General features: G+C 59.1%; 18 protein-coding genes and 1 tRNA gene. 8 read left to right on the top strand and 11 right to left on the bottom strand.

Translation table 11 applies throughout. From position 1 onward, the window contains the following. Positions 1–6: 6 nt before the first annotated feature. Positions 7–1,047 (top strand): betaine--homocysteine S-methyltransferase, encoded by a 1,041-nt coding sequence (gene bmt, locus TRM7557_RS18345; protein WP_058291688.1) that lies wholly within the window; start codon positions 7–9, stop codon positions 1,045–1,047. Between the two features lie 65 nt (positions 1,048–1,112). Here bmt and TRM7557_RS18340 read toward each other — a convergent pair whose 3' ends face one another. Continuing rightward, entirely contained in the window at positions 1,113–2,180 is a 1,068-nt protein-coding gene (locus tag TRM7557_RS18340; RefSeq protein ID WP_413081167.1) for a PA0069 family radical SAM protein, read from the bottom strand. Between the two features lie 227 nt (positions 2,181–2,407). Here TRM7557_RS18340 and TRM7557_RS18335 point away from each other — a divergent pair, with 227 nt between their 5' ends. Together TRM7557_RS18335 and TRM7557_RS18330 are read left to right on the top strand one after the other, a co-directional pair. After that, positions 2,408–3,106 (top strand): corrinoid protein, encoded by a 699-nt coding sequence (locus TRM7557_RS18335; RefSeq protein WP_058291686.1) that lies wholly within the window; start codon positions 2,408–2,410, stop codon positions 3,104–3,106. 1 nt (position 3,107) lies between these two features. Then, positions 3,108–3,842: a DUF1638 domain-containing protein gene (locus tag TRM7557_RS18330; protein WP_058291685.1), complete on the top strand. Its 735-nt coding sequence runs from the start codon at positions 3,108–3,110 to the stop codon at positions 3,840–3,842. 80 nt (positions 3,843–3,922) lie between these two features. Here the strand turns inward: TRM7557_RS18330 and TRM7557_RS18325 are convergent, their stop codons facing one another. After that, positions 3,923–4,333: a SufE family protein gene (locus tag TRM7557_RS18325; RefSeq protein ID WP_058291684.1), complete on the bottom strand. Its 411-nt coding sequence runs from the start codon at positions 4,331–4,333 to the stop codon at positions 3,923–3,925. 151 nt (positions 4,334–4,484) lie between these two features. Between TRM7557_RS18325 and TRM7557_RS18320 the strand changes: the two genes are divergently transcribed. Continuing rightward, a complete protein-coding gene (locus tag TRM7557_RS18320; RefSeq protein WP_058291683.1) occupies positions 4,485–5,015 on the top strand; it encodes a hypothetical protein in 531 nt (176 codons plus the stop codon). An 88-nt stretch (positions 5,016–5,103) separates the two neighbouring features. Here TRM7557_RS18320 and rnd read toward each other — a convergent pair whose 3' ends face one another. From rnd to purM, 3 genes are all read right to left on the bottom strand, one after another. Beyond that, on the bottom strand, positions 5,104–6,264 hold the full coding sequence (rnd, locus tag TRM7557_RS18315) for a ribonuclease D (protein ID WP_058291682.1): 1,161 nt from the start codon (positions 6,262–6,264) through the stop codon (positions 5,104–5,106). A 102-nt stretch (positions 6,265–6,366) separates the two neighbouring features. Then, entirely contained in the window at positions 6,367–6,963 is a 597-nt protein-coding gene (gene purN, locus TRM7557_RS18310; protein ID WP_058291681.1) for a phosphoribosylglycinamide formyltransferase, read from the bottom strand. Further along, positions 6,960–8,006, bottom strand: coding sequence for a phosphoribosylformylglycinamidine cyclo-ligase (gene purM, locus TRM7557_RS18305; protein ID WP_058291680.1), 1,047 nt, complete (start codon positions 8,004–8,006; stop codon positions 6,960–6,962). Before purM ends, purN begins: the two co-directional genes overlap by 4 nt. A gap of 221 nt (positions 8,007–8,227) precedes the next feature. Here purM and TRM7557_RS18300 point away from each other — a divergent pair. The 4 genes from TRM7557_RS18300 (at position 8,228) to TRM7557_RS18285 (ending at position 11,652) form a co-directional block, all read left to right on the top strand. Continuing rightward, positions 8,228–8,303, top strand: a tRNA-Ile gene (locus TRM7557_RS18300). A gap of 396 nt (positions 8,304–8,699) precedes the next feature. Further along, the gene (locus TRM7557_RS18295) at positions 8,700–9,449 is read left to right on the top strand and encodes an MBL fold metallo-hydrolase (RefSeq protein ID WP_235811513.1); all 750 of its coding nucleotides are present in this window, start codon (positions 8,700–8,702) and stop codon (positions 9,447–9,449) included. A gap of 2 nt (positions 9,450–9,451) precedes the next feature. Beyond that, positions 9,452–10,405 carry an MBL fold metallo-hydrolase gene (locus tag TRM7557_RS18290; protein ID WP_058291890.1) on the top strand — a complete coding sequence of 318 codons (954 nt, stop codon included), beginning with the start codon at positions 9,452–9,454 and terminating at the stop codon, positions 10,403–10,405. Between the two features lie 209 nt (positions 10,406–10,614). Further along, complete coding sequence (locus tag TRM7557_RS18285) at positions 10,615–11,652, top strand: YeeE/YedE thiosulfate transporter family protein (RefSeq protein ID WP_058291678.1); 1,038 nt, start codon at positions 10,615–10,617, stop codon at positions 11,650–11,652. On the opposite strand, the gene TRM7557_RS18280 is transcribed toward TRM7557_RS18285, so the two are convergent. From TRM7557_RS18280 to soxB, 6 genes are all read right to left on the bottom strand, one after another. After that, positions 11,636–12,040 carry a methyltransferase family protein gene (locus TRM7557_RS18280; RefSeq protein ID WP_165592482.1) on the bottom strand — a complete coding sequence of 135 codons (405 nt, stop codon included), beginning with the start codon at positions 12,038–12,040 and terminating at the stop codon, positions 11,636–11,638. The two genes, TRM7557_RS18285 and TRM7557_RS18280, sit on opposite strands and share 17 nt — an antisense overlap. Positions 12,041–12,144: 104 nt before the next feature. Continuing rightward, a complete protein-coding gene (locus tag TRM7557_RS18275) occupies positions 12,145–13,404 on the bottom strand; it encodes an NAD(P)/FAD-dependent oxidoreductase (protein WP_058291676.1) in 1,260 nt (419 codons plus the stop codon). Positions 13,405–13,423: 19 nt separating this feature from the next. Continuing rightward, positions 13,424–14,134 (bottom strand): c-type cytochrome, encoded by a 711-nt coding sequence (locus TRM7557_RS18270; protein WP_058291675.1) that lies wholly within the window; start codon positions 14,132–14,134, stop codon positions 13,424–13,426. A 3-nt stretch (positions 14,135–14,137) separates the two neighbouring features. Next, a complete protein-coding gene (locus tag TRM7557_RS18265; RefSeq protein WP_058291674.1) occupies positions 14,138–15,463 on the bottom strand; it encodes a c-type cytochrome in 1,326 nt (441 codons plus the stop codon). Continuing rightward, entirely contained in the window at positions 15,447–16,709 is a 1,263-nt protein-coding gene (gene soxC, locus TRM7557_RS18260) for a sulfite dehydrogenase (protein ID WP_058291673.1), read from the bottom strand. The genes TRM7557_RS18265 and soxC overlap by 17 nt, the downstream gene beginning before the upstream one ends. Positions 16,710–16,730: 21 nt before the next feature. Then, positions 16,731–18,428, bottom strand: a complete 1,698-nt coding sequence (gene soxB / locus TRM7557_RS18255; protein WP_058291672.1) for a thiosulfohydrolase SoxB — start codon at positions 18,426–18,428, stop codon at positions 16,731–16,733. Positions 18,429–18,476: the final 48 nt, after the last annotated feature.

Genomic DNA, 18,476 nt, shown 5'->3' with positions numbered 1-18,476 from the left:
TACATAATGACCAACCGTTTCACCGAACTTCTGGAGAGCCGCGACGTGCTGCTCGCCGATGGCGCAACTGGCACCAACCTGTTTGCGATGGGCCTTCAGTCTGGCGATGCGCCGGAACTTTGGAACACCGACAAACCCGAAAACATCAAGGCGCTTTACCAAGGCTTTATTGATGCGGGCAGCGACATGTTCCTCACCAATACTTTTGGGGGCACTGCCGCCCGCCTGAAGCTGCATGACGCGCAATCCCGCGTTGGCGAGCTGAACCGCATTGGCGCAGAGCTGGGCCGCGAAGTTGCCGACAAAATGGACCGCGCCGTGATCGTCGCAGGCTCTGTCGGCCCCACCGGCGAGATCATGGAACCTGTTGGTGAACTGAGCCACGCGCTGGCGGTCGAAATGTTCCACGAACAGGCCGACGCCCTGAAAGACGGTGGCGTCGACATCATCTGGCTGGAAACCATTTCCGCTCCGGAAGAGTTTTCCGCCGCTGTTGAAGCCTTCAAACTGGCGGATATGCCCTGGTGCGGCACCATGAGCTTTGACACAGCTGGTCGCACCATGATGGGCGTGACCTCGCACCAGATGGCAAAACTGGTCACCGACTATGAAAATGCACCGCTGGCTTTTGGCGCCAACTGCGGCACCGGCCCGGCGGATATGCTGCGTACCGTTCTGGGCTTTTCCTCTCAGGACACAGGCATTCCGATCATTTCCAAAGGCAATGCCGGCATTCCCAAATACCTCGACGGTAAAATCCACTATGACGGCAACCCCGAGCTGATGGGCGAATATGCTGTCATGGCTCGGGATGCTGGCGCCAAAGTGATCGGCGGCTGCTGCGGCACCATGCCCGACCACCTGCACAAAATGCGCGAGATGCTGGACAGCACCCCACGCGGCGAAGCGCCGACACTTGAAGGCGTTGTCAAAGCCATGGGCGCCTTTAGCTCTGAAAGCGATGGCACTGAAACATCCGGCTGCTGCAGCGGCTGCGGTGGCGACGAAAAACCGGCGCGCGGCCGCCGGGGTCGCCGTCGCGGCTGAGCCACATTTTCAAAACATGAAACGGGGTCGTTTTTACGGCCCCGTTTTCATTCAGAACTTCTCTTTCAGAACAGGGCCAATTGATCCCCGGCCTGCGGCGGGCGTGCGAAAAGATCGGTCCGAAGCGCCGCCGTCTTTTCGTTTAACTCCAGCCGCTTGCAGGCCAGTTTGAACCTGCGACCAATCATATCCGCATATTCGCCTTCACCGCGCATGCGCTGACCCCAGCGCGGATCATAGTCCCGCCCCCCATGCATTTCCCGCAACCGCGCCATCACTTTGGCCGCGCGCCCCGGATAATGTGCCGCCAGCCATTCCTGCCAAAGACCAGACACCTCTCTGGGCAGGCGCAGCATGATCCAGCTCGCGGCATCCGCGCCAGCTTCAGCCCCGGCGGCCAGCAGCGCCTCCAGCTCAGGATCGGTGAGGCCCGGCACCAATGGCGCGGCCATGATGCGCACGGGAATGCCCGCCTGGGTCAGGCGATGGACAGCAGCCAGTCGACGCCGCGGACTGGGCGCGCGTGGCTCCATCCTGCGCGAGAGCTCCGCATCCAGTGTCGTCAGCGAAACCCCAACGCGCAGCAGCCCCTGTTCCGCCATCGGTGCCAGAACATCAATATCACGCTCGACCAAAGCGCCCTTGGTCACAATTGCGACCGGATGATTGAAATCCTTCAGCACCGCCAAACAGTCTCGCATAATACCATAGTCGCGCTCGCAGGGCTGGTAGGGATCGGTGTTGGTCCCAATCGCCAAAGTCGCAACCTTGTACGACCTGGCAGACAATTCCTTGCGCAGGATCTCGGCCGCATTTGGCCGTGCAATCAGCTGGGTCTCAAAATCGAGCCCCGGTGACAGCCCCAAATAGGCATGACTGGGGCGCGCAAAACAGTAAACACAGCCGTGTTCGCAGCCGCGATAGGGGTTAATCGACCGATCAAATGGCAGATCCGGCGACCGATTATACGTGATCAGACTGCGGGCATGTTCCTCCCGAATGGTGGTTTCCACTGCATGTTCGAGCGCCTCGGGGGTCCAGCCATCATCGACGCAAACCCGGTCCGACTCAAAGCGCCCAGGCGCATTGGACAGTGCACCACGCGCACGGCGTTGGCGTATCTCTTGAAACATAGTGTCCTGCATGTCCCAGATATACCGCACCAAGGGAACAAATAAAGAACAAATGAGGAAATGCGATAAAAAACATGCAAAAAGACCATTTTTCAATGTCACGAAAACAACATATAGGTCGGAACAAAGCGACGTCGCGTCGCAATCGAAACAGTTCTCAAACCCTGTTTTGAGCTCAATGGATAAAACACCACTTCGGGATTCTCCCGCCAGTTAAGGAATGCACCATGTCGGACGAAGAAGACATCATCCTCTCTGAACTCGATGACGAGGAACTGGTCCAACAAATGTTTGACGACCTCTACGATGGCCTCAAAGAGGAAATCGAAGAAGCCGTGAACATTCTGCTCGAACGCAAATGGGCGCCCTACGACATTCTGACCAAAGCTCTGGTGGGTGGCATGACCATTGTGGGCGCTGACTTCCGCGACGGCATCCTGTTTGTGCCCGAAGTGCTGCTGGCCGCAAACGCGATGAAGGGCGGCATGTCCATCCTCAAGCCGCTGCTGGCAGAGACCGGTGCCCCGCGTATGGGTTCTATGGTCATCGGCACTGTAAAAGGCGACATCCACGACATTGGCAAAAACCTCGTTGCCATGATGATGGAAGGCGCAGGCTTTGAAGTTGTCGACATTGGCATCAACAACCCGGTCGAGAACTACCTCGAAGCACTGGAAGAGCACAAACCCGACATCCTCGGCATGTCCGCTCTACTGACCACCACCATGCCTTACATGAAGGTTGTGATCGACACGATGGTCGAACAGGGCAAGCGCGATGATTATGTCGTGCTGGTCGGCGGCGCACCGCTGAACGAAGAATTCGGCAAGGCAATCGGCGCAGACGGCTACTGCCGGGATGCAGCTGTTGCTGTGGAAATGGCCAAAGACTTCGTAGCGCGCAAGCACAACCAACTGGGCGCTTAATATGTCGTCTCCGCGTCCCCGACGCGGACGTGCGGCCCGGCTGAATGCCCGGGCCGCAACACCATCTGCAAGCCTGCCCGCACTCAGCGAAGAGCGGCTTACGGAAATGGGGCTGGAGCCACCAGAAAAGAAAACCGGCCGCATCCTCCTGATTGCATGTGGCGCGCTGGCCCGTGAAATCCTCGACATCAAGGCTGCAAACGGGCTCGACCATCTGGATTTGACCTGCCTGCCCGCAAAGCTGCACCTCTATCCAGATCAAATCACCGAACAGGTCGAAATCGCGGTTCAACGGCACAGCGCCACCTACGATCAGATTTACGTGGTCTATGCCGATTGCGGCACGGGCGGGCTTCTCGAGGCGAAATGCCGCGATCTGGGGGTCGAAATGATCCCGGGGCCCCATTGCTACAGTTTCTTTGAAGGCAACGACCGGTTCGAGAAAATAACCGAGGCAGGCGAAATCACCGCCTTCTACCTCACGGATTTTCTGGTCAAACAGTTCGACGCCTTTGTCTGGCGCCCAATGGGCCTCGACCAGAACCCTGAACTCCGCGGCATGATCTTTGGCAACTACACCACGCTGGTCTATCAATCACAGATCGAAGATCCCGCTCTGATGGACAAAGCCCGCGACTGCGCCGCACGGATGGGGCTCGCGTTTGAACATCGCCACACAGGATATGGCGATCTTGAGGCCAGCCTCAAACACTGGTCTGCCTCTTCTTTTGGCTAAAAATACTCTGGGGTGAATTGGCCGCAACCTGTTGCGGCCAAGAGGGGCAAAGCCCCAGCCTGAACTGGCCCCCGTTGCGATCAGATGCTCGCCGCCGCCGTTTCGCGAATGCGTTCGATCATCGCGCGCAACCCATTTGACCGTTGCGAAGACAGATGTTCGTTCAGCCCCAGACGCTCCATCTCTGCGCGGGCATCAACTTTCAGGACCTCGGCCACAGCCAGACCGTTATACAGCTTCTGCAGCACCGCAATCAGGCCTTTGACGATCATTGCATCGCTATCGCCGTCAAAGCGGAACACGCCGCCGTCAATCTGCACATGCAGCCAGACCTGGCTTGCGCAGCCATCGACTTTGGTCGCAGGCACCTTCAGCGCGTCATCCAGCGGATCCATAGCTTTGCCAAGCTCGATCACATGGCGATACCGGTCTTCCCAATCCTCGATGAACTCGAAATCCTCGACAATTTCCTCAAAGGCTTCAGTGGCCATGGTGTCCTCGTTTCTGCGTCTTATGTCCCGGTCTTGGGGCTTGCCTGCACCTATGTCAGCTACTGCGCGTTTTCAACAGCTTTTCAAGGCGGGTTTGATCAGGTAACCAATCCCTTAGACAAAGGTTTTGACAGAACAGGCAGCAGGTTTCATGCATTTTTCCCGCCGACACGCAATTGGTGCGCTACTTCTTGGATCACTGACCCTGTCGGCCTGTGGCGGCTGGCGCGACTCCCGCGTCAATCCGCGCAACTGGTTCGGCTCTTCCGAAGAGGCCATTGTCGCACCAGAAGAATACGTCAATCCACTGATCCCGATCGAGGAAGAACGCACCCGGATTCGGGTGGGCCGCAATGACGAAGACGTCGATGTGCCAACAGAGCCGATCACCGAAATCGCAGACCTGCGCATTGACCGCACAACCACCGGCGCCATTGTTGTGGCCACCGGCATCGCCAAACGTCAGGGGGCCTATGACGCAAAACTGGTGCCCGTGGAGACCGAAACAGGCGCTACGCTCACCTATACCTTCGAAGTCGCCTACCCCGAGGCCGCGACCTATAAAGGCAATGAGGCAACCCGCACCATTCGCGCCGCCGTCAACCTGACACAACAGGAACTGCGCAGTGTGAAGACCATCCGCGTTGAGGGCGCGACAAATGCGCGGGAAAGCCGCCGCTAACCCCTACCGCCCCGGCAAAAGAAAAACCCCCGTGATCCATAGATCCGGGGGTTTCTTTTCCTTGTCCGCTCTGCCCGCGCAGGGGCGGTCACAGCTCTACGACTTTGACCTGAGAGCCTTTTGCAGCCAGCGCAATCTCACCATCACACAGACGCAGCGCATCTTCACCAAATACCTCGTGACGCCAGCCGCTCAGGGCGGGGACGTCCCGTTCGCCCGAAGCAATGGCGTCCAGATCGGCCGAGGGCGCGATCAGCTTTGCTGCGACCCCTGCCGTTTCGGTTTTGGCCTTCAGCAGCACACGCAGCAGATCCGCCAGCGCAGGGTTCACCTGCGCATTGTCCCCGCGCGTTTTGGGCGGCTTGGGCAGCTCGTCTGCGGGGCAGTTCACCCCCTTGGCGACCGCTTTCAGAATACCTTCGGCAATGGCACCCTTGCGCGCCTCGCGCAACAGCAGGCGCGACCCGCCCAGATCCGAACCTGTTTTCGGCTTGGTCGAGGCCAGCTCCACCAGCGCGTCATCCTTGAACACTCGATTGCGCGGCACATTGTTTGTCTGTGCGTAGCCCTCGCGGAAAGCAGCAAGTTCGCGCACCACGGCCAGAAACCGGCCCGAAGAGGTGCGGGTTTTCACCCGGCGCCAGGCCTCCTGCGGTTCGATCGAATAGGTCGCCGGATCGGTGAGAACCTTCAGCTCTTCGCTGACCCAATGGCTGCGACCGGATTTCTCAAGCTCTGCGTTCAGATGTTCGTAGATCTTGCGCAGATGGGTCACATCCGCCAGCGCATAGGTCTTTTGCGCATCGCTCAGCGGGCGGCGCGACCAGTCGGTAAAGCGCGAGGTTTTATCAAGCCCCTGCTTACAGATCTTACGCACCAGTGTCTCGTAGCCGACCTGTTCACCAAAGCCGCAGACCATCGCGGCGACCTGGGTGTCAAACAGCGGCGTGGGAAACACACCCGCATCCACCCAGAAGATCTCCAGATCCTGCCGCGCAGCATGGAACACTTTGACCACATTTTCATTGCGGAACAGATCATATAGCGGCTCGAGCGACAGGCCGCTCGCCAGCGGGTCCACCAGGACCGCGTCCGTCTTGCCATCGCCTGCAAAGGCGATCTGGATCAGACACAGTTTGGAATAATAGGTGCGTTCACGCAGGAACTCGGTGTCGACCGTCACATAAGGATATTGTGCTGCCGCTTCGCAAAAGAGGCGCAGGTCGTCGGTAGAGGTGATGGTCTTCATCAGGGACTGGTTCGCTTTGCTTTGAATGTGCGGGTTTGTTTAAAACTGTCCACGATAGATACGCGGGATCGCGCCGGGTTGCAAATAAAGCCGCAATTGACCTCAGGCCAAAAGAACCGGTGTCCGGTCCCCTGCCGCATAGCGCTCCAAAACTGCCGGATAAAGCCGGTGTTCCTGCTCCAGCACGCGGGCTGCCAATACATCCGGTGTGTCGCCGGGCAAGACCGGCACCTCGGCCTGGCCAAGAACCGGGCCATCGTCCAGAAGCGGTGTCACCTCGTGAACGGTACAGCCATGGCGAGCGTCGCCCGCCTCCAGCGCCCGCGCATGGGTATGAAGCCCCTTGTATTTGGGCAGAAGCGAAGGGTGGATATTCAGCATACGGCCTTCAAACTGCGACACAAACCCGGCAGTCAGCACGCGCATGAAGCCCGCAAGACAGACGATGTCCGCACCAGACGCAAGGATCGGCTTCACCAGCTCCGCCTCAAAAGCTTCGCGATCTTTACCGAAAGGTCGGTGGTCCACCACAGCGGTTGCGATCCCGCGATCGGCCGCTTTTGTCAGCCCTCCGGCATCCGCATTGTTGGACAGAACCAAACAGGGCCGCGCCGGGTGGTTGCCGGTCATGCTGTCGACGAGGGTCACCATATTGGACCCCCCGCCGGAAATCAGAATCGCGACTTTCTTCTGCGTCACAGCAGGCTGCCTGTGTAGCGCATGCCCGCACCTGCGGTCACGGTGCCCAAACGCGTGACGGTCTCGCCCTCGTCTTCCAGCACGGCGACCAGCTTGTCGGCCTCATCTGCCGACACAGACAGGATCATGCCAATGCCGCAGTTGAAGGTCTTGAGCATTTCCGCCTCGGAAATACCACCAACCTCAGCCATCCATTTGAACACCGGCGGCAATTCCCATGTGTTCAGATCAATGTCGGCCCCCAGCCCTTCGGGCAGAACGCGCGGCAGGTTTTCGGTCAGACCACCGCCTGTGATATGCGCCAGCGCATGAACGCCACCTGCGCGGACCGCCGCCAGCGATTGCTTGACGTAAAGACGCGTGGGCGTCAGCAGGGCCTCACCCAATGTGCCCTCTGCGAAGGGGCACTCCGCATCCCATGTCAGGCCAGACACTTCAACCAGCTTGCGCACCAGCGAGTAACCGTTGGAGTGCACGCCGTCAGACGCCAGCCCCAGCAGAACGTCGCCTTCGGACACACCCTCGGGCAGCGCAGTGCCGCGTTCCATGGCACCCACCGCAAAACCAGCAAGGTCAAAATCACCTTCCGGGTACATGCCCGGCATCTCGGCGGTTTCACCACCAATCAGCGCGCAGCCAGAGCGTACGCAGCCTTCGGCAATGCCTTCGATGATGCGCGCGGCGACATCTGTTTCCAGCTTGCCGGTCGCAAAATAATCAAGGAAAAACAGCGGCTCTGCCCCCTGACACACCAGATCATTGACGCACATCGCAACCAGATCGATGCCCACACCATCGACAACGCCCGTGTCGATCGCAATGCGCAGCTTGGTGCCCACACCGTCGGTTGCCCCCACGAGGATCGGATCCTGATAGCCTGCGCCTTTAAGGTCAAACAACGCACCAAAACCGCCCAGCCCGCTCATCACGCCGGGACGGTTCGTCCGCTTGGCTGCTGGTTTAATCCGGTCCACGAGCGCATTGCCCGCATCAATATCCACGCCCGCATCCGCATAGGTAAGGCCGTTTTTCCCGGTGGTCATTGCTTGGCTCCTGAATGTCTGTTTCGCAGCCTTTAGCCTAAAGGACTAACAAATGAAACAAGGGAATGACGCCTTCTTCGACATGGATGCGACTTCGCATATTTTGGGGCAGCACGCGCACGCGCCAAGGACAATTTGGTTTCGCGTGCTAAGGGATCAGAAAGGCGTGGAAATCCCGCCTTGACCTTCGCCAGCGCATTTCCTAACCAAGACCTCAAGGTGGGCCTGTAGCTCAACGGTTAGAGCAGAGCGCTCATAACGCTTTGGTTGCGGGTTCAAATCCTGCCGGGCCTACCAATAAATCAATGATTTCGTGCGAAAAAGCGACCCTCTTTGCGGGTCGATGCCTCTGCGGGTTCCAAAACAGCTTTTTCTGGTCACGTTCTTCCGGTTGCCACCTCTCCCCGCAGACAGACCGTTTTCTACTGCAATAGTCAGCCACACCGCCCCGAGCGCCAGCAAAGGCAGGTGCGTATTGATTTTCGGATGACATCACATCATATTCATATTTGAGAATGAGTGAGGTTCGATATGACTTTGACACGGCGGAGTTTCTTGAACGGGCTTGCCCTTGCCCCAACCCTTGGGGCCCTCCCCTCTGTCGCGCGGGCTGACTTAAACCTCGGGACGGCCAGCCTGACCACCGTAAGTGATGGTCAACTGGTTCTGCCAGGCAGTTTCATTTTTGACCCAATGCCCAAGTCGGATCTGTCGAAAATCCTCACCGAATTTGCAGTTTCACCGGATCGCCTGACCCCGGAATGCAATCTCGCGCTGTATCGCGACGGGCAGAATACGGTGCTGTTCGATGTCGGCTCTGGCCCGGACTTCATGCCGACGGCGGGCACCGTGGTCGACAGTCTGGCCGCAGTGGGACTCGCGCCTGACGACATCACGCATGTGATTTTCACCCATGCCCATCCCGACCATATCTGGGGGCTCTTGGATGAGTTTGATGAGCCGCTGTTTTACAACGCGACCTATTTTATGGGGCGCAAGGAGTGGGATTATTGGTGGAACCCAGAGACGGTTCAATCGATTGGCGAGGCCCGCGCGGCATTTGCGGTTGGGGCAAAGCGGCGCATGATGGCTATTGAGGGCGCGGTGGAACTGTTCGAGGACGGGCAAGAGATTCTGCCCGGCGTTGCAGCCCTGTCGACGCCCGGTCATACCCCGGGGCATATGGCGTTTGAGCTCCGTCAAGGCAACAATGCCGCGCTGATTGTTGGCGATGCCATTGGCAACCACCACGTGGCTTTTCGCAGACCCGACTGGCAAAGTGGATCTGATCAGGATGGCCCCTTGGCCGTAAAGTCCCGAAAAATGCTGCTGGACCGGTTGGCTGCGGAACACATTCCGGTGATTGGTTTCCACCTGCCCGATGGCGGCATGGGGCGGGTGGCCCGCGATGGCAGCAGCGGCTACCAGTTTATCACGGCATGACCATGCGCCGGTCTCTCCCCCCGTTTCTGGGCCTGTGCCTTGCTGCTTCGCCGCTGGTGGCGTCCGAGGATATTGCCGACCAATACCCTGGCTCGCCGCTCTATTCTAAACCGATTGAAGTCATCCCGCATGTGTGGTCGGCGATCGGCGCCACGGCGCCACCGACCTATGAGAACACAGGTCACAACAACAACCTCAGCTTCATTGTGACCGGCGACGGGGTCATCGTCATCAATGGCGGCGCGGCCTATGTTCTGGCCGAGGCTCTGCATCAGGAAATACGGACCATCACTGACCAACCGGTAAGGTTGGTGATCAATGAAAACGGTCAGGGCCACGCCATGCTGGGCAATTCCTATTGGGCCGAACAAGCGGTGCCGATCCTGGCTCATGTGGACGCCGCCGATGAGATCAAGGACCGTGGCAACCGCATACTTGAAGGCATGAAACGCTATAACCGGGACAAAGCCGCCGGAACCTTTGTTGCGCCGCCGACCCAGACCTTTGAAGACAAACACACCATAAAGATGGGTGATTTTCGTATTGAAGTGCTCCATCTCGGCCCTGCGCACGGGCCAGGTGACACCCAGGTCTGGTTGCCGGACCAAGGCCTCGTGATCGCAGGTGATATGGCTTTTCATCAGCGCATGCTGCCGATTTTTGAGGACACGATCGTCGCAGATTGGATCGAGACCTGGGAGACGGGCTTTGAAGCCTTGGACGCCACTTACGTGATCCCCGGTCACGGCACGCCGACCAATATGGCCCAAGTGCGCCGATACACACGAGACTACCTGCTGTATCTGCGTCAGAAAGTGGGCGAGCATCTGGATGCGGGCGGGGATCTGGCAGAGGCTTATTATGTGGATCAGTCGCCCTTTGCGCATCTGGATACATTTGAAGAACTTGCAACACGCAATGCCGGTCGGGTGTATGAGCAGATGGAGTTCGAGTGATCCGCATTCGCCCTTGCGCATTGATTGGTGGAATTAAGAACACTGGGATCTGACCGCACGCAATGGCACAAACCCCGTATAGTCCAAAATCGGCCTATCAGAACAACGTTCCAAAGCGCATGACAAACCCGCATGGACGTTCTGCCACTCCACTTTGACATTTCCGAATGTAGGGCCGATATGCTGTCTGATCTTCTGAGGACAGCGTGATGCTCTACGAATTTGTGGAAACCGACCTAAACCTGCAATTGCTCTTTGGCTTCGCGCTTGGGCTTGCCTTTGGCGTGGCCGCGCAGATGTCGCGCTTCTGCCTGCGCCGCGCGGTTGCGGGCGAAGACGGCGGCGATGCCTCGGCACGTGCGGTTTGGATCATGGCCCTTGGTGTGGCCATCGCTGGCTTTGCTGTGGCACAGAGTGCAGGTCTGATTGACCTGAGTGAACACCGCTACCTGACCACCGATATCCCGCTGGCCGCGATCGTGCTGGGCGGCTTGGCCTTTGGTGCGGGCATGGTGCTGACACGCGGCTGCGCCTCGCGGCTGACGGTGCTTTCGGCCACGGGCAATCTGCGCGCGCTGAGCGTTCTGGCCGTCTTTGCCGTTGTGGCCCATGCCGCAATGAAGGGCGTGCTTGCGCCGCTGCGCAGCACCCTGAGCGAGATCACGGTTGTGTCCCCGATCGGAACTCTGGCCGCCCTGCCTGGCTTCTCCCCGGCGATTGGCTTGGGTCTGATCGCTGTCGCCCTGTATCTGGCGCGCGACAGCAAAGCGAATTGGTTGCACATTGTGCTGGGTTCGGTGATTGGCCTTGTGGCCGTGGCAGGTTGGATCACAACCGGCTTTCTGCTGATGGATGAATTCGACCCCATCCCGGTGCAGTCCGTGGCCTTTACCCAGCCCTGGGGCGACAGCCTGTTTTGGACAATGGCCTCGACCGCGCTCCCGGCCGGGTTTGAGGTCGGTTTTATCGGCGGCGTTCTGGGTGGCAGTTTTCTGAGTGCGGCTGCGCGCGGCGAGCTGGACCTGCAAGGGTTTGAAACCCCGCATCAGATGCTGCGATATGGTGCAGGCGGCGCGCTGATGGGCCTCGGCGGGGTGCTGGCCGGTGGCTGCACCGTGGGTGCAGGTCTTGGCGGCGGTGCTGCGCTCAGTGTTTCAGCTTTGCTGGCGCTGGCCTCTATCGTCGGTGGGGCGGTGCTGATGCGCGCCCTGCTGCGTCCGCGTGCAGGCGTTACAGCCAGCGCCTAGTGCGGGCGATGTACTCTTCAGCTGTGTCCGGAAAGGTCCTGCGCAGCAGCTCCTCCTCGACGCGGGCAAAGCGGCGATCCAGCACCCACCAAAGCGCAACAGTCACGCCAAGGCCGATCACGGACCCTTTGCCAAGGGCCACGGACAGCGTGAGCAGCACCAAAGCCAGATAGATCGGATTGCGCGAGACCTTATAGGGGCCTTCGACAATCAACGCTTGGGGCGTGTGGTGCGGTTCAATTGGGGTGCGCTTGCGCCAGAACCACAATGCCGACCAGGCGATGCCAGCAAGGGCAATCCACAAACAGGCACGCGACGCCCAATCCAACGCGGCCGAGCTCACATGCAACGTGGGCAAGGCCCAGTGGGCCGCGTAGATCACTGCCACACTGCCCGCCCACCATATCGGCGGAATATCTGGAAACCCCTTCACATGCGCGCCCTTACAAATGCGCGCCCCAGCCAATGACCAGCTGGGGCGATTGTTTTGGTTTAGCCCAGCATGTCCGAGGTGATGCCGCTATACCAGCCCTCAGATTCCTCGTAAGTCGCCTTGCGCAGATCCGCGCTTTCGCCGGTCTGCGAGATGAACCCATCCACCTTGGCGATTTTTTCTGGTGTCGCCTCGTAAGTAGCGCCGACCTTGACGCCATCGTTGGTGGCGATCAACGACCAGCAGGTGTTGGAGAATTTCGCCGGGAAGATCTTGGAGCCCGTCAGCGCGCCGCGTACCGCATTGGCGCAGACCTTGGCCTGGGAATTGGCCGAGAAGCCCGATTTTGGCATATCCCCCTGGCTGGAGGCATCGCCCAGCACATAGACATCCGCATCGGCTTTCGTGGACATATCGGCCGCGTTCACCGGCGCCCAATTGCCATCCGTGACACCTGCAAGTTCAGCAATACGGCCCGCTTTCATCGCCGGGATGACATTGGCCACATCGACCTTGGTCACCTCACCATCAATTGTAACGGTCATGGCACCGGGATCGACCGACACGTTGCCGCCGCCAAAGTCTTCGCCGATCCAATCGACCATGCCCTCGTAATGATCCGCCCAGCCTTCCTGGAACAGGCCCATCTTGGAAAACTTCGGTTTTGGATCCGCAACAATGATCTTGGCGGTTGGATTGTTCGCCTTGAGGAAATGCGCCACCATAGAGACACGCTCGTAAGGTCCCGGCGGGCAGCGATAGGGGTTCGGCGGCGCGACCATGGCAAAGGTGCCGCCTTCGGGCATGGCCATCAGCTGCGCTTTCAGAAGTTCGGTCTGCGAGCCCGCTTTATAGGCATGTGGCATGGCGTTCTGTGCCGACAGGTCCCAACCCTCTACTGCGCCTTCGACAAAATCGATGCCGGGGCTGAGAATCAGTTTATCATAAGGCACAGACCCGCCCCCAGCGAGCGAGACGCTTTTAGCTGCGCGATCCACGCCAACAGCCCAGTCATGCACCACATTGACCCCACCTGCGGCGAGCCCGCCATAGCTGTGGCCCAGGTCTTCCATCTGCTTGAACCCACCCAGATAAAGGTTGGAGAAAAAGCAGGTATAGTATCGGCGGGTTGGTTCAATCAGCGTGACGTCAATGGCGCCTTTGCTGTCCTTGGCAATGTAGCGTGCCGCAGTAGCCCCGCCTGCCCCGCCGCCGATCACAACAACACGGGGTTTGCCTTGTCCGCGCACCATCGGGGCTGCAAGCGTTGCGGCCAATGCCGCGCTGGTGCCGATAAAGGCACGTCTGTTGAAAGTCATATCTTCTCCTCCCTTAACCTTATTCGTTGTCCAGCGTGGCGAAATAGGCGGCCAGCGCTGCAATTTCCTCCTCATTCAGGCGCCCTGCCATCATCTGCATCACAGGATGTGGGCGCTTCTTGTTTTTGTAAGCGTGCATGGCGATCACAAAATCTTCCTCCGGCCACAGAATGATCGACGGGATGCCATCGTCACCGCCGCTTGACTGGTGGCAGGTTTTGCATTCGCTGCTCAGATACTCGCCGTATTCCGGGTCCCCTTCGAGCGCGAGAATTGCCGGATCCAGATCATGATCCACAGGGGAGGCCGTTGGATCCGCTTCGGGGATATTGGCCGGATCGTCGGAGAACTGCCGAAGATAGGCGATCAGGTCGAGGCGGTCTTTCTGCTTGCGCAGCCCCGGAAAGCTCATCCTTGTACCACTGGTCAGGGCCCGCGGGTTCTCCACAAAGCTATCAAGCGTATCCGCGTGCCATTCCAGCCCATTGTCGCCCGCCCGAACCATCGCCTTAGAGTATTTGAACCCCTCGTGACTGGCAGCTTTGCGCCCGAAAATCCCATTCAGATGCGGGCCAACCCGGTGTCGCGCGCCCTCGCCCACCTGATGGCAGCCGCTGCATTTGCGGTAGACTTTCTTTCCTGCCTTAGGGTCGCCAAACTCATCTGCCGTTGACGCCGTGGCCACGATCAGCCCCACAACAGCCAGCATGCGTTGAAGGATGAGGCGCATTCCCTACTCCCCTACAGATTTCAAATAGGCCGTGATGGCATCGAGGTCAGCGTCCTTCTTGAGACCCGCAAAACTCATCTTCGTCCCTTTCATGTAGGTTTTAGGCTTCGTCAGAAACGCAACCAACGACTCCTCGTCCCACACACGCCCCTCTTCCAGCGCCTGCGCAAAGACTTTGGAGTAGCGGAACCCGTCCACAGATCCCATCGTGCGCCCGATCAGCCCATTGAGCTGCGGACCAGAGCGGTTTTTGGCCCCGGCACCAACCTGATGGCAGGCCTTGCATTTTTTAAAAACCTTCTCGCCTGCCGCCACCAACGCATCTTCGCCCGGAGAAGCCGCCGCTTCAACTGGTTTCGGGACAGGCTGTGTCGCTGGTTCAGGCTCTGCTTGCGGTGCGGGCGAGGTGGACACAGGGATGAACGACGGACCATCCGCCGTGAACGACGGCACCCCATCAAGCGTGCCATGGTTCATGACAGACACTGTCCCGACCTCGGGTGTTTCCACCAAAAAGACCGACCGCATGGTGACTTTGACTTCGCCCTTGCAATCGGACATGCAGGGCTCTGCCCGCCATGAGGCGTATTCCAGCTCTGGTCGGTCATCGACGACAAATCCACCTTTGTTATGCATATCAAAGGCTGCAAAGTTTTCGTGGCTCAGCACGAAATCATCCTCCACCAGATCGTTGGAATAAAGGATGTAGGCGACAATAGCATAGGTTTCATCTGCCGTAAGCGTGCCTGCTTCCCCAAAGGGCATAGAGCGATGGATATAGTCCCAAACCGTCGACAGATAGGGCCAGTAGGAGCCCACGGTTTTCACCGGATCCTTATCGGCCAGCGTGTCAAACCCGCCGGCAAGAACGGGCCAATTGTCGACCCCTTCGGCAAAATCACCATGGCACGACGCGCATTTATCGGCAAAAACCTCTTCACCGTCAAAGGCATCACCTGACCCTTCGGGAAGGCCGCGCCCATCCGGCAGCACATCGACGTCCCAGGCGGCGATTTCTTCCGCCAAGGCGCTGCGCCCCAGACCATAGGCCCCGTCAGACTGCGGAGCTGGCATGGTCAAGGTCTTTGGATTTGCGGCAGCGGCGGCCTGAACCTCGGCGATTTGGGCTTCGAGCGCCGCGGCACGCGCGGCCTCCGATTTGGCTTTTTGACCGGCGGACGAGGCATGCGCCTCCACCTGCGCCACACGGGTTTCCAGACTGTCAATTTTGGCTGCGCCATACTCTCGGGAAGAAATACCGAACGCAAGCCCAAGCACCAAAGCGGTGCCACCCATGGCCGGAATGAGGATATTAGGAGACTTCGACATTCTCAGCGACCCCTTTCTCGTTCACATACCAGGTCTGGATGCAGTTGTTGTGGTAGACGGCGTTTTCACCGCGCTGTGCGCGCAGCTGTGACTTTGTGGGTTGGACATAGCCGGTCTCGTCCATCGCCCGCGCCTGCAAGAGCATCGGCGCCCCGTCCCAATTGATATCAAGGTAGAAGCGCGTCAGGGCCTTGGTGTCGCCCTGCTTGCCGAGGCGCGCGGTCTCCCAGGTGATGCCACCATCGCGCGACACATCCACCCGTGTGATCTGGCCATGACCCGACCAAGCCAGCCCCGAGATCACCAGCGGACCGGGGCCATGGGGGATTGGCATCTGCGGGCTGGGCGACGTGATGACAGATTTCGCATCCATGACCCACGTCCACTTTCGTGCGGTGCCGTCCTCGTAAACATCCGTGTATTTGGAGGTCTCTTCCCGGCTTTCCACCGCGCGGTCCACGACCTCGATCCGGCGCAGCCATTTGACCCACATATTGCCTTCCCAGCCGGGGACGACGAGGCGAACTGGATACCCGTGCTCCATACGCAAAGCCTCGCCGTTGGCCTTGAAAGCCACGAGCACATCGTCCAGCGCCTTCTCCATCGGGATAGAGCGCCCGTTGGAAGAGGCATCGGCCCCCTCCACGTAAACCCATTTGTCCTGATCCAGATCCGCCCCTGCCTCGACCAGCAGGGTCCGCAGCGGCACTCCGGTGTATTCCATATTGTGGATCATCCCATGGGTAAACTGCGCGCCATTCAGCTGCGCGCCTGCCCATTCCATGCCGGTGTTGGCCGCGCATTCGCAAAAGTAGACATGGTTTTCGCGGGGGAACCGTTCCAGATCCTCATAAGTGAACACCAGAGGTTTTTCGACCAAACCGTTGATCATAAGCCGGTAATCTTCTTTGCGCAGTTCGATGGCGCCGGAGTGGTGACGCTCAAAGGCACAGCCCTGTGGGGTGATCGTGCCCTCCAGCGCATGGATCGGCGTGAAGTTGATGGAGGATATCGGCGAGGCCGTGAGCCATTCCACATTGCGCCGGATCACATGGGATTCATAGGAGATCGGCATGCCATAAGGCGTCTCGTCGACGCCTGCGCCGGTATAGGAGGCCCAGTCCTGAAGCTCGGTGATCAGCGGATCAGGGACTTGCGCTGCTGCACCTCCGGCCACGGTACCGGCGGCGACCGCCGCACTGCCACGCAGGAAGGCCCGACGGGAGGGTTTGAACATCTCATCCATGGGTCGAATGCTCCATTTTCCTTACACGCCAATGACTTCGACGCTGTTGTTCTCTTGAACGGTCACGGTGCCCAGCTTGCGAATGTGGTTTTCCACCACGTCCCAGATCTGCGGGCCTTCGGTGCCTTCGTTCACGCTGGCCCAGCCCGCCACGACATAGGACTTACCGGCATCAATCGGTTCACCCGACGTCAGCAGGGTCATATTGGAGATCCGCTCGCCCTGCGGTTTGGACACATCAATCCGATAGCCAAGCCCACCTGTGCGCACCATGTCGCCGCCCTGCTGGTAGTAGGGATCGGGGTTAAAGATGTTGTCTGCCACATCTTCCAACACCACTTTCAGGAATTCACCGGTCATTTCGGTGCGGTAAGCCTCGCCATAGGTCATGGAGGTGACGCCAAAGATATCTTCGCGCGTGATGTCCTGTCCGGGGATCACCGATGGCCCCCAGCGCACACCGGGGCTGAGCGCGATTTCGGCCTCGCGTTCGCTCAGCAACGCGTCACAGATCACATCATCCCAGGTGCCATTGAAGTTGCCGCGTCGATAGAGCGTGCTTTCGGTGCGGCCGATCACCTCGGCCATCTCAGCCAGATAGGGCGCGCGCTCCGCCTTGATCAGGGCGGCGACCTTCGGGTCGGGCGCAATCACATCAGAGAAGATCGGGATCAGCTTGTGGCGATAGCCCATCATCCGCCCGTCGCGAATGTCCAGATCCACGCGGCTGACGAATTTCCCGTTCGACCCCGAAGGCACGATGATCGTGTCACCCACCACCACCGGTTCGGGCAGCGCGTCATGGGTGTGGCCCGACAGGATCACATCAATCCCCGGCACCACACCCGCCATCTTCTTGTCCACGTCAAAGCCATTGTGGCTGAGGACAACAACACATTCCGCGCCTTGGCTGCGGACCTCTTCGACCATGGCGGCCATGTTTTCATCGCGAATACCGAAGGAATATTCCGGGAACATCCAGCGCGGGTTCGCGATGGGCATATAGGGAAAGGCCTGCCCGATCACCGCGATCTTTGTGCCGCCACGTTCGAACATCTTATAGGGCGGGAAAAGATCGGTGGGTTCATCCCATTCCGCATCAAAAATGTTCTGCCCAAGGGCGGCAAAGGGCAGCGCTTCGACCAATTCGGCCACACGGTCGCTGCCCAGTGTAAACTCCCAATGGAAGGTCATCGCGTCCGGTTTCAGCGCGTTCATCACATTGACCATGTCCTGGCCTTGGGTCTTGTAGCAGGTATAAGACCCATGCCAGGTGTCCCCGCCATCCAGAAGGATCGCATCCGGACGGTCTGCGCGAATGGCGTTGATCACCATCGCCACACGGTCCAAACCGCCCACCCGGCCATAGCCCTGCGCCAGGGCGGCGAAGTCACCCGAACTCAGCGCATAGTGGCTGGGGCTGCCATCTTTGATGCCATACAGTTTACGAAAATCCGCGCCAGTCACATGAGGCACCGCGCCCTTATTGCCGCCGACGCCGATATTGATCGACGGTTCACGGAAATAGAGCGGTGTCAGTTGCCCGTGGATGTCGGTGATATGGATCAGCGAGACATTACCAAAGGTGTCAAACTGCAGCAGCTGGTCCTGTGTCAGCTGTTGCTGTGCGGCCAGCCGCGCCCAGTTGCCAAAGCCCGACGCCCCATAAAGCGCAGAGGCGGCCATGCTGACCTGAAGAAAATCGCGTCGCGAGATCATGTGCGGCTTACTCCATATACATTCATATACGTGAATGTGGCTTGTAAA

Origin of the sequence: Tritonibacter multivorans, from assembly GCF_001458415.1 — a bacterium.
In the GTDB taxonomy this organism is placed as follows: Bacteria; Pseudomonadota; Alphaproteobacteria; order Rhodobacterales; family Rhodobacteraceae; genus Epibacterium; species Epibacterium multivorans.
Note: the sequence above shows the minus strand (reverse complement) of the source record. Positions and strands in the feature narration are given on the sequence as shown.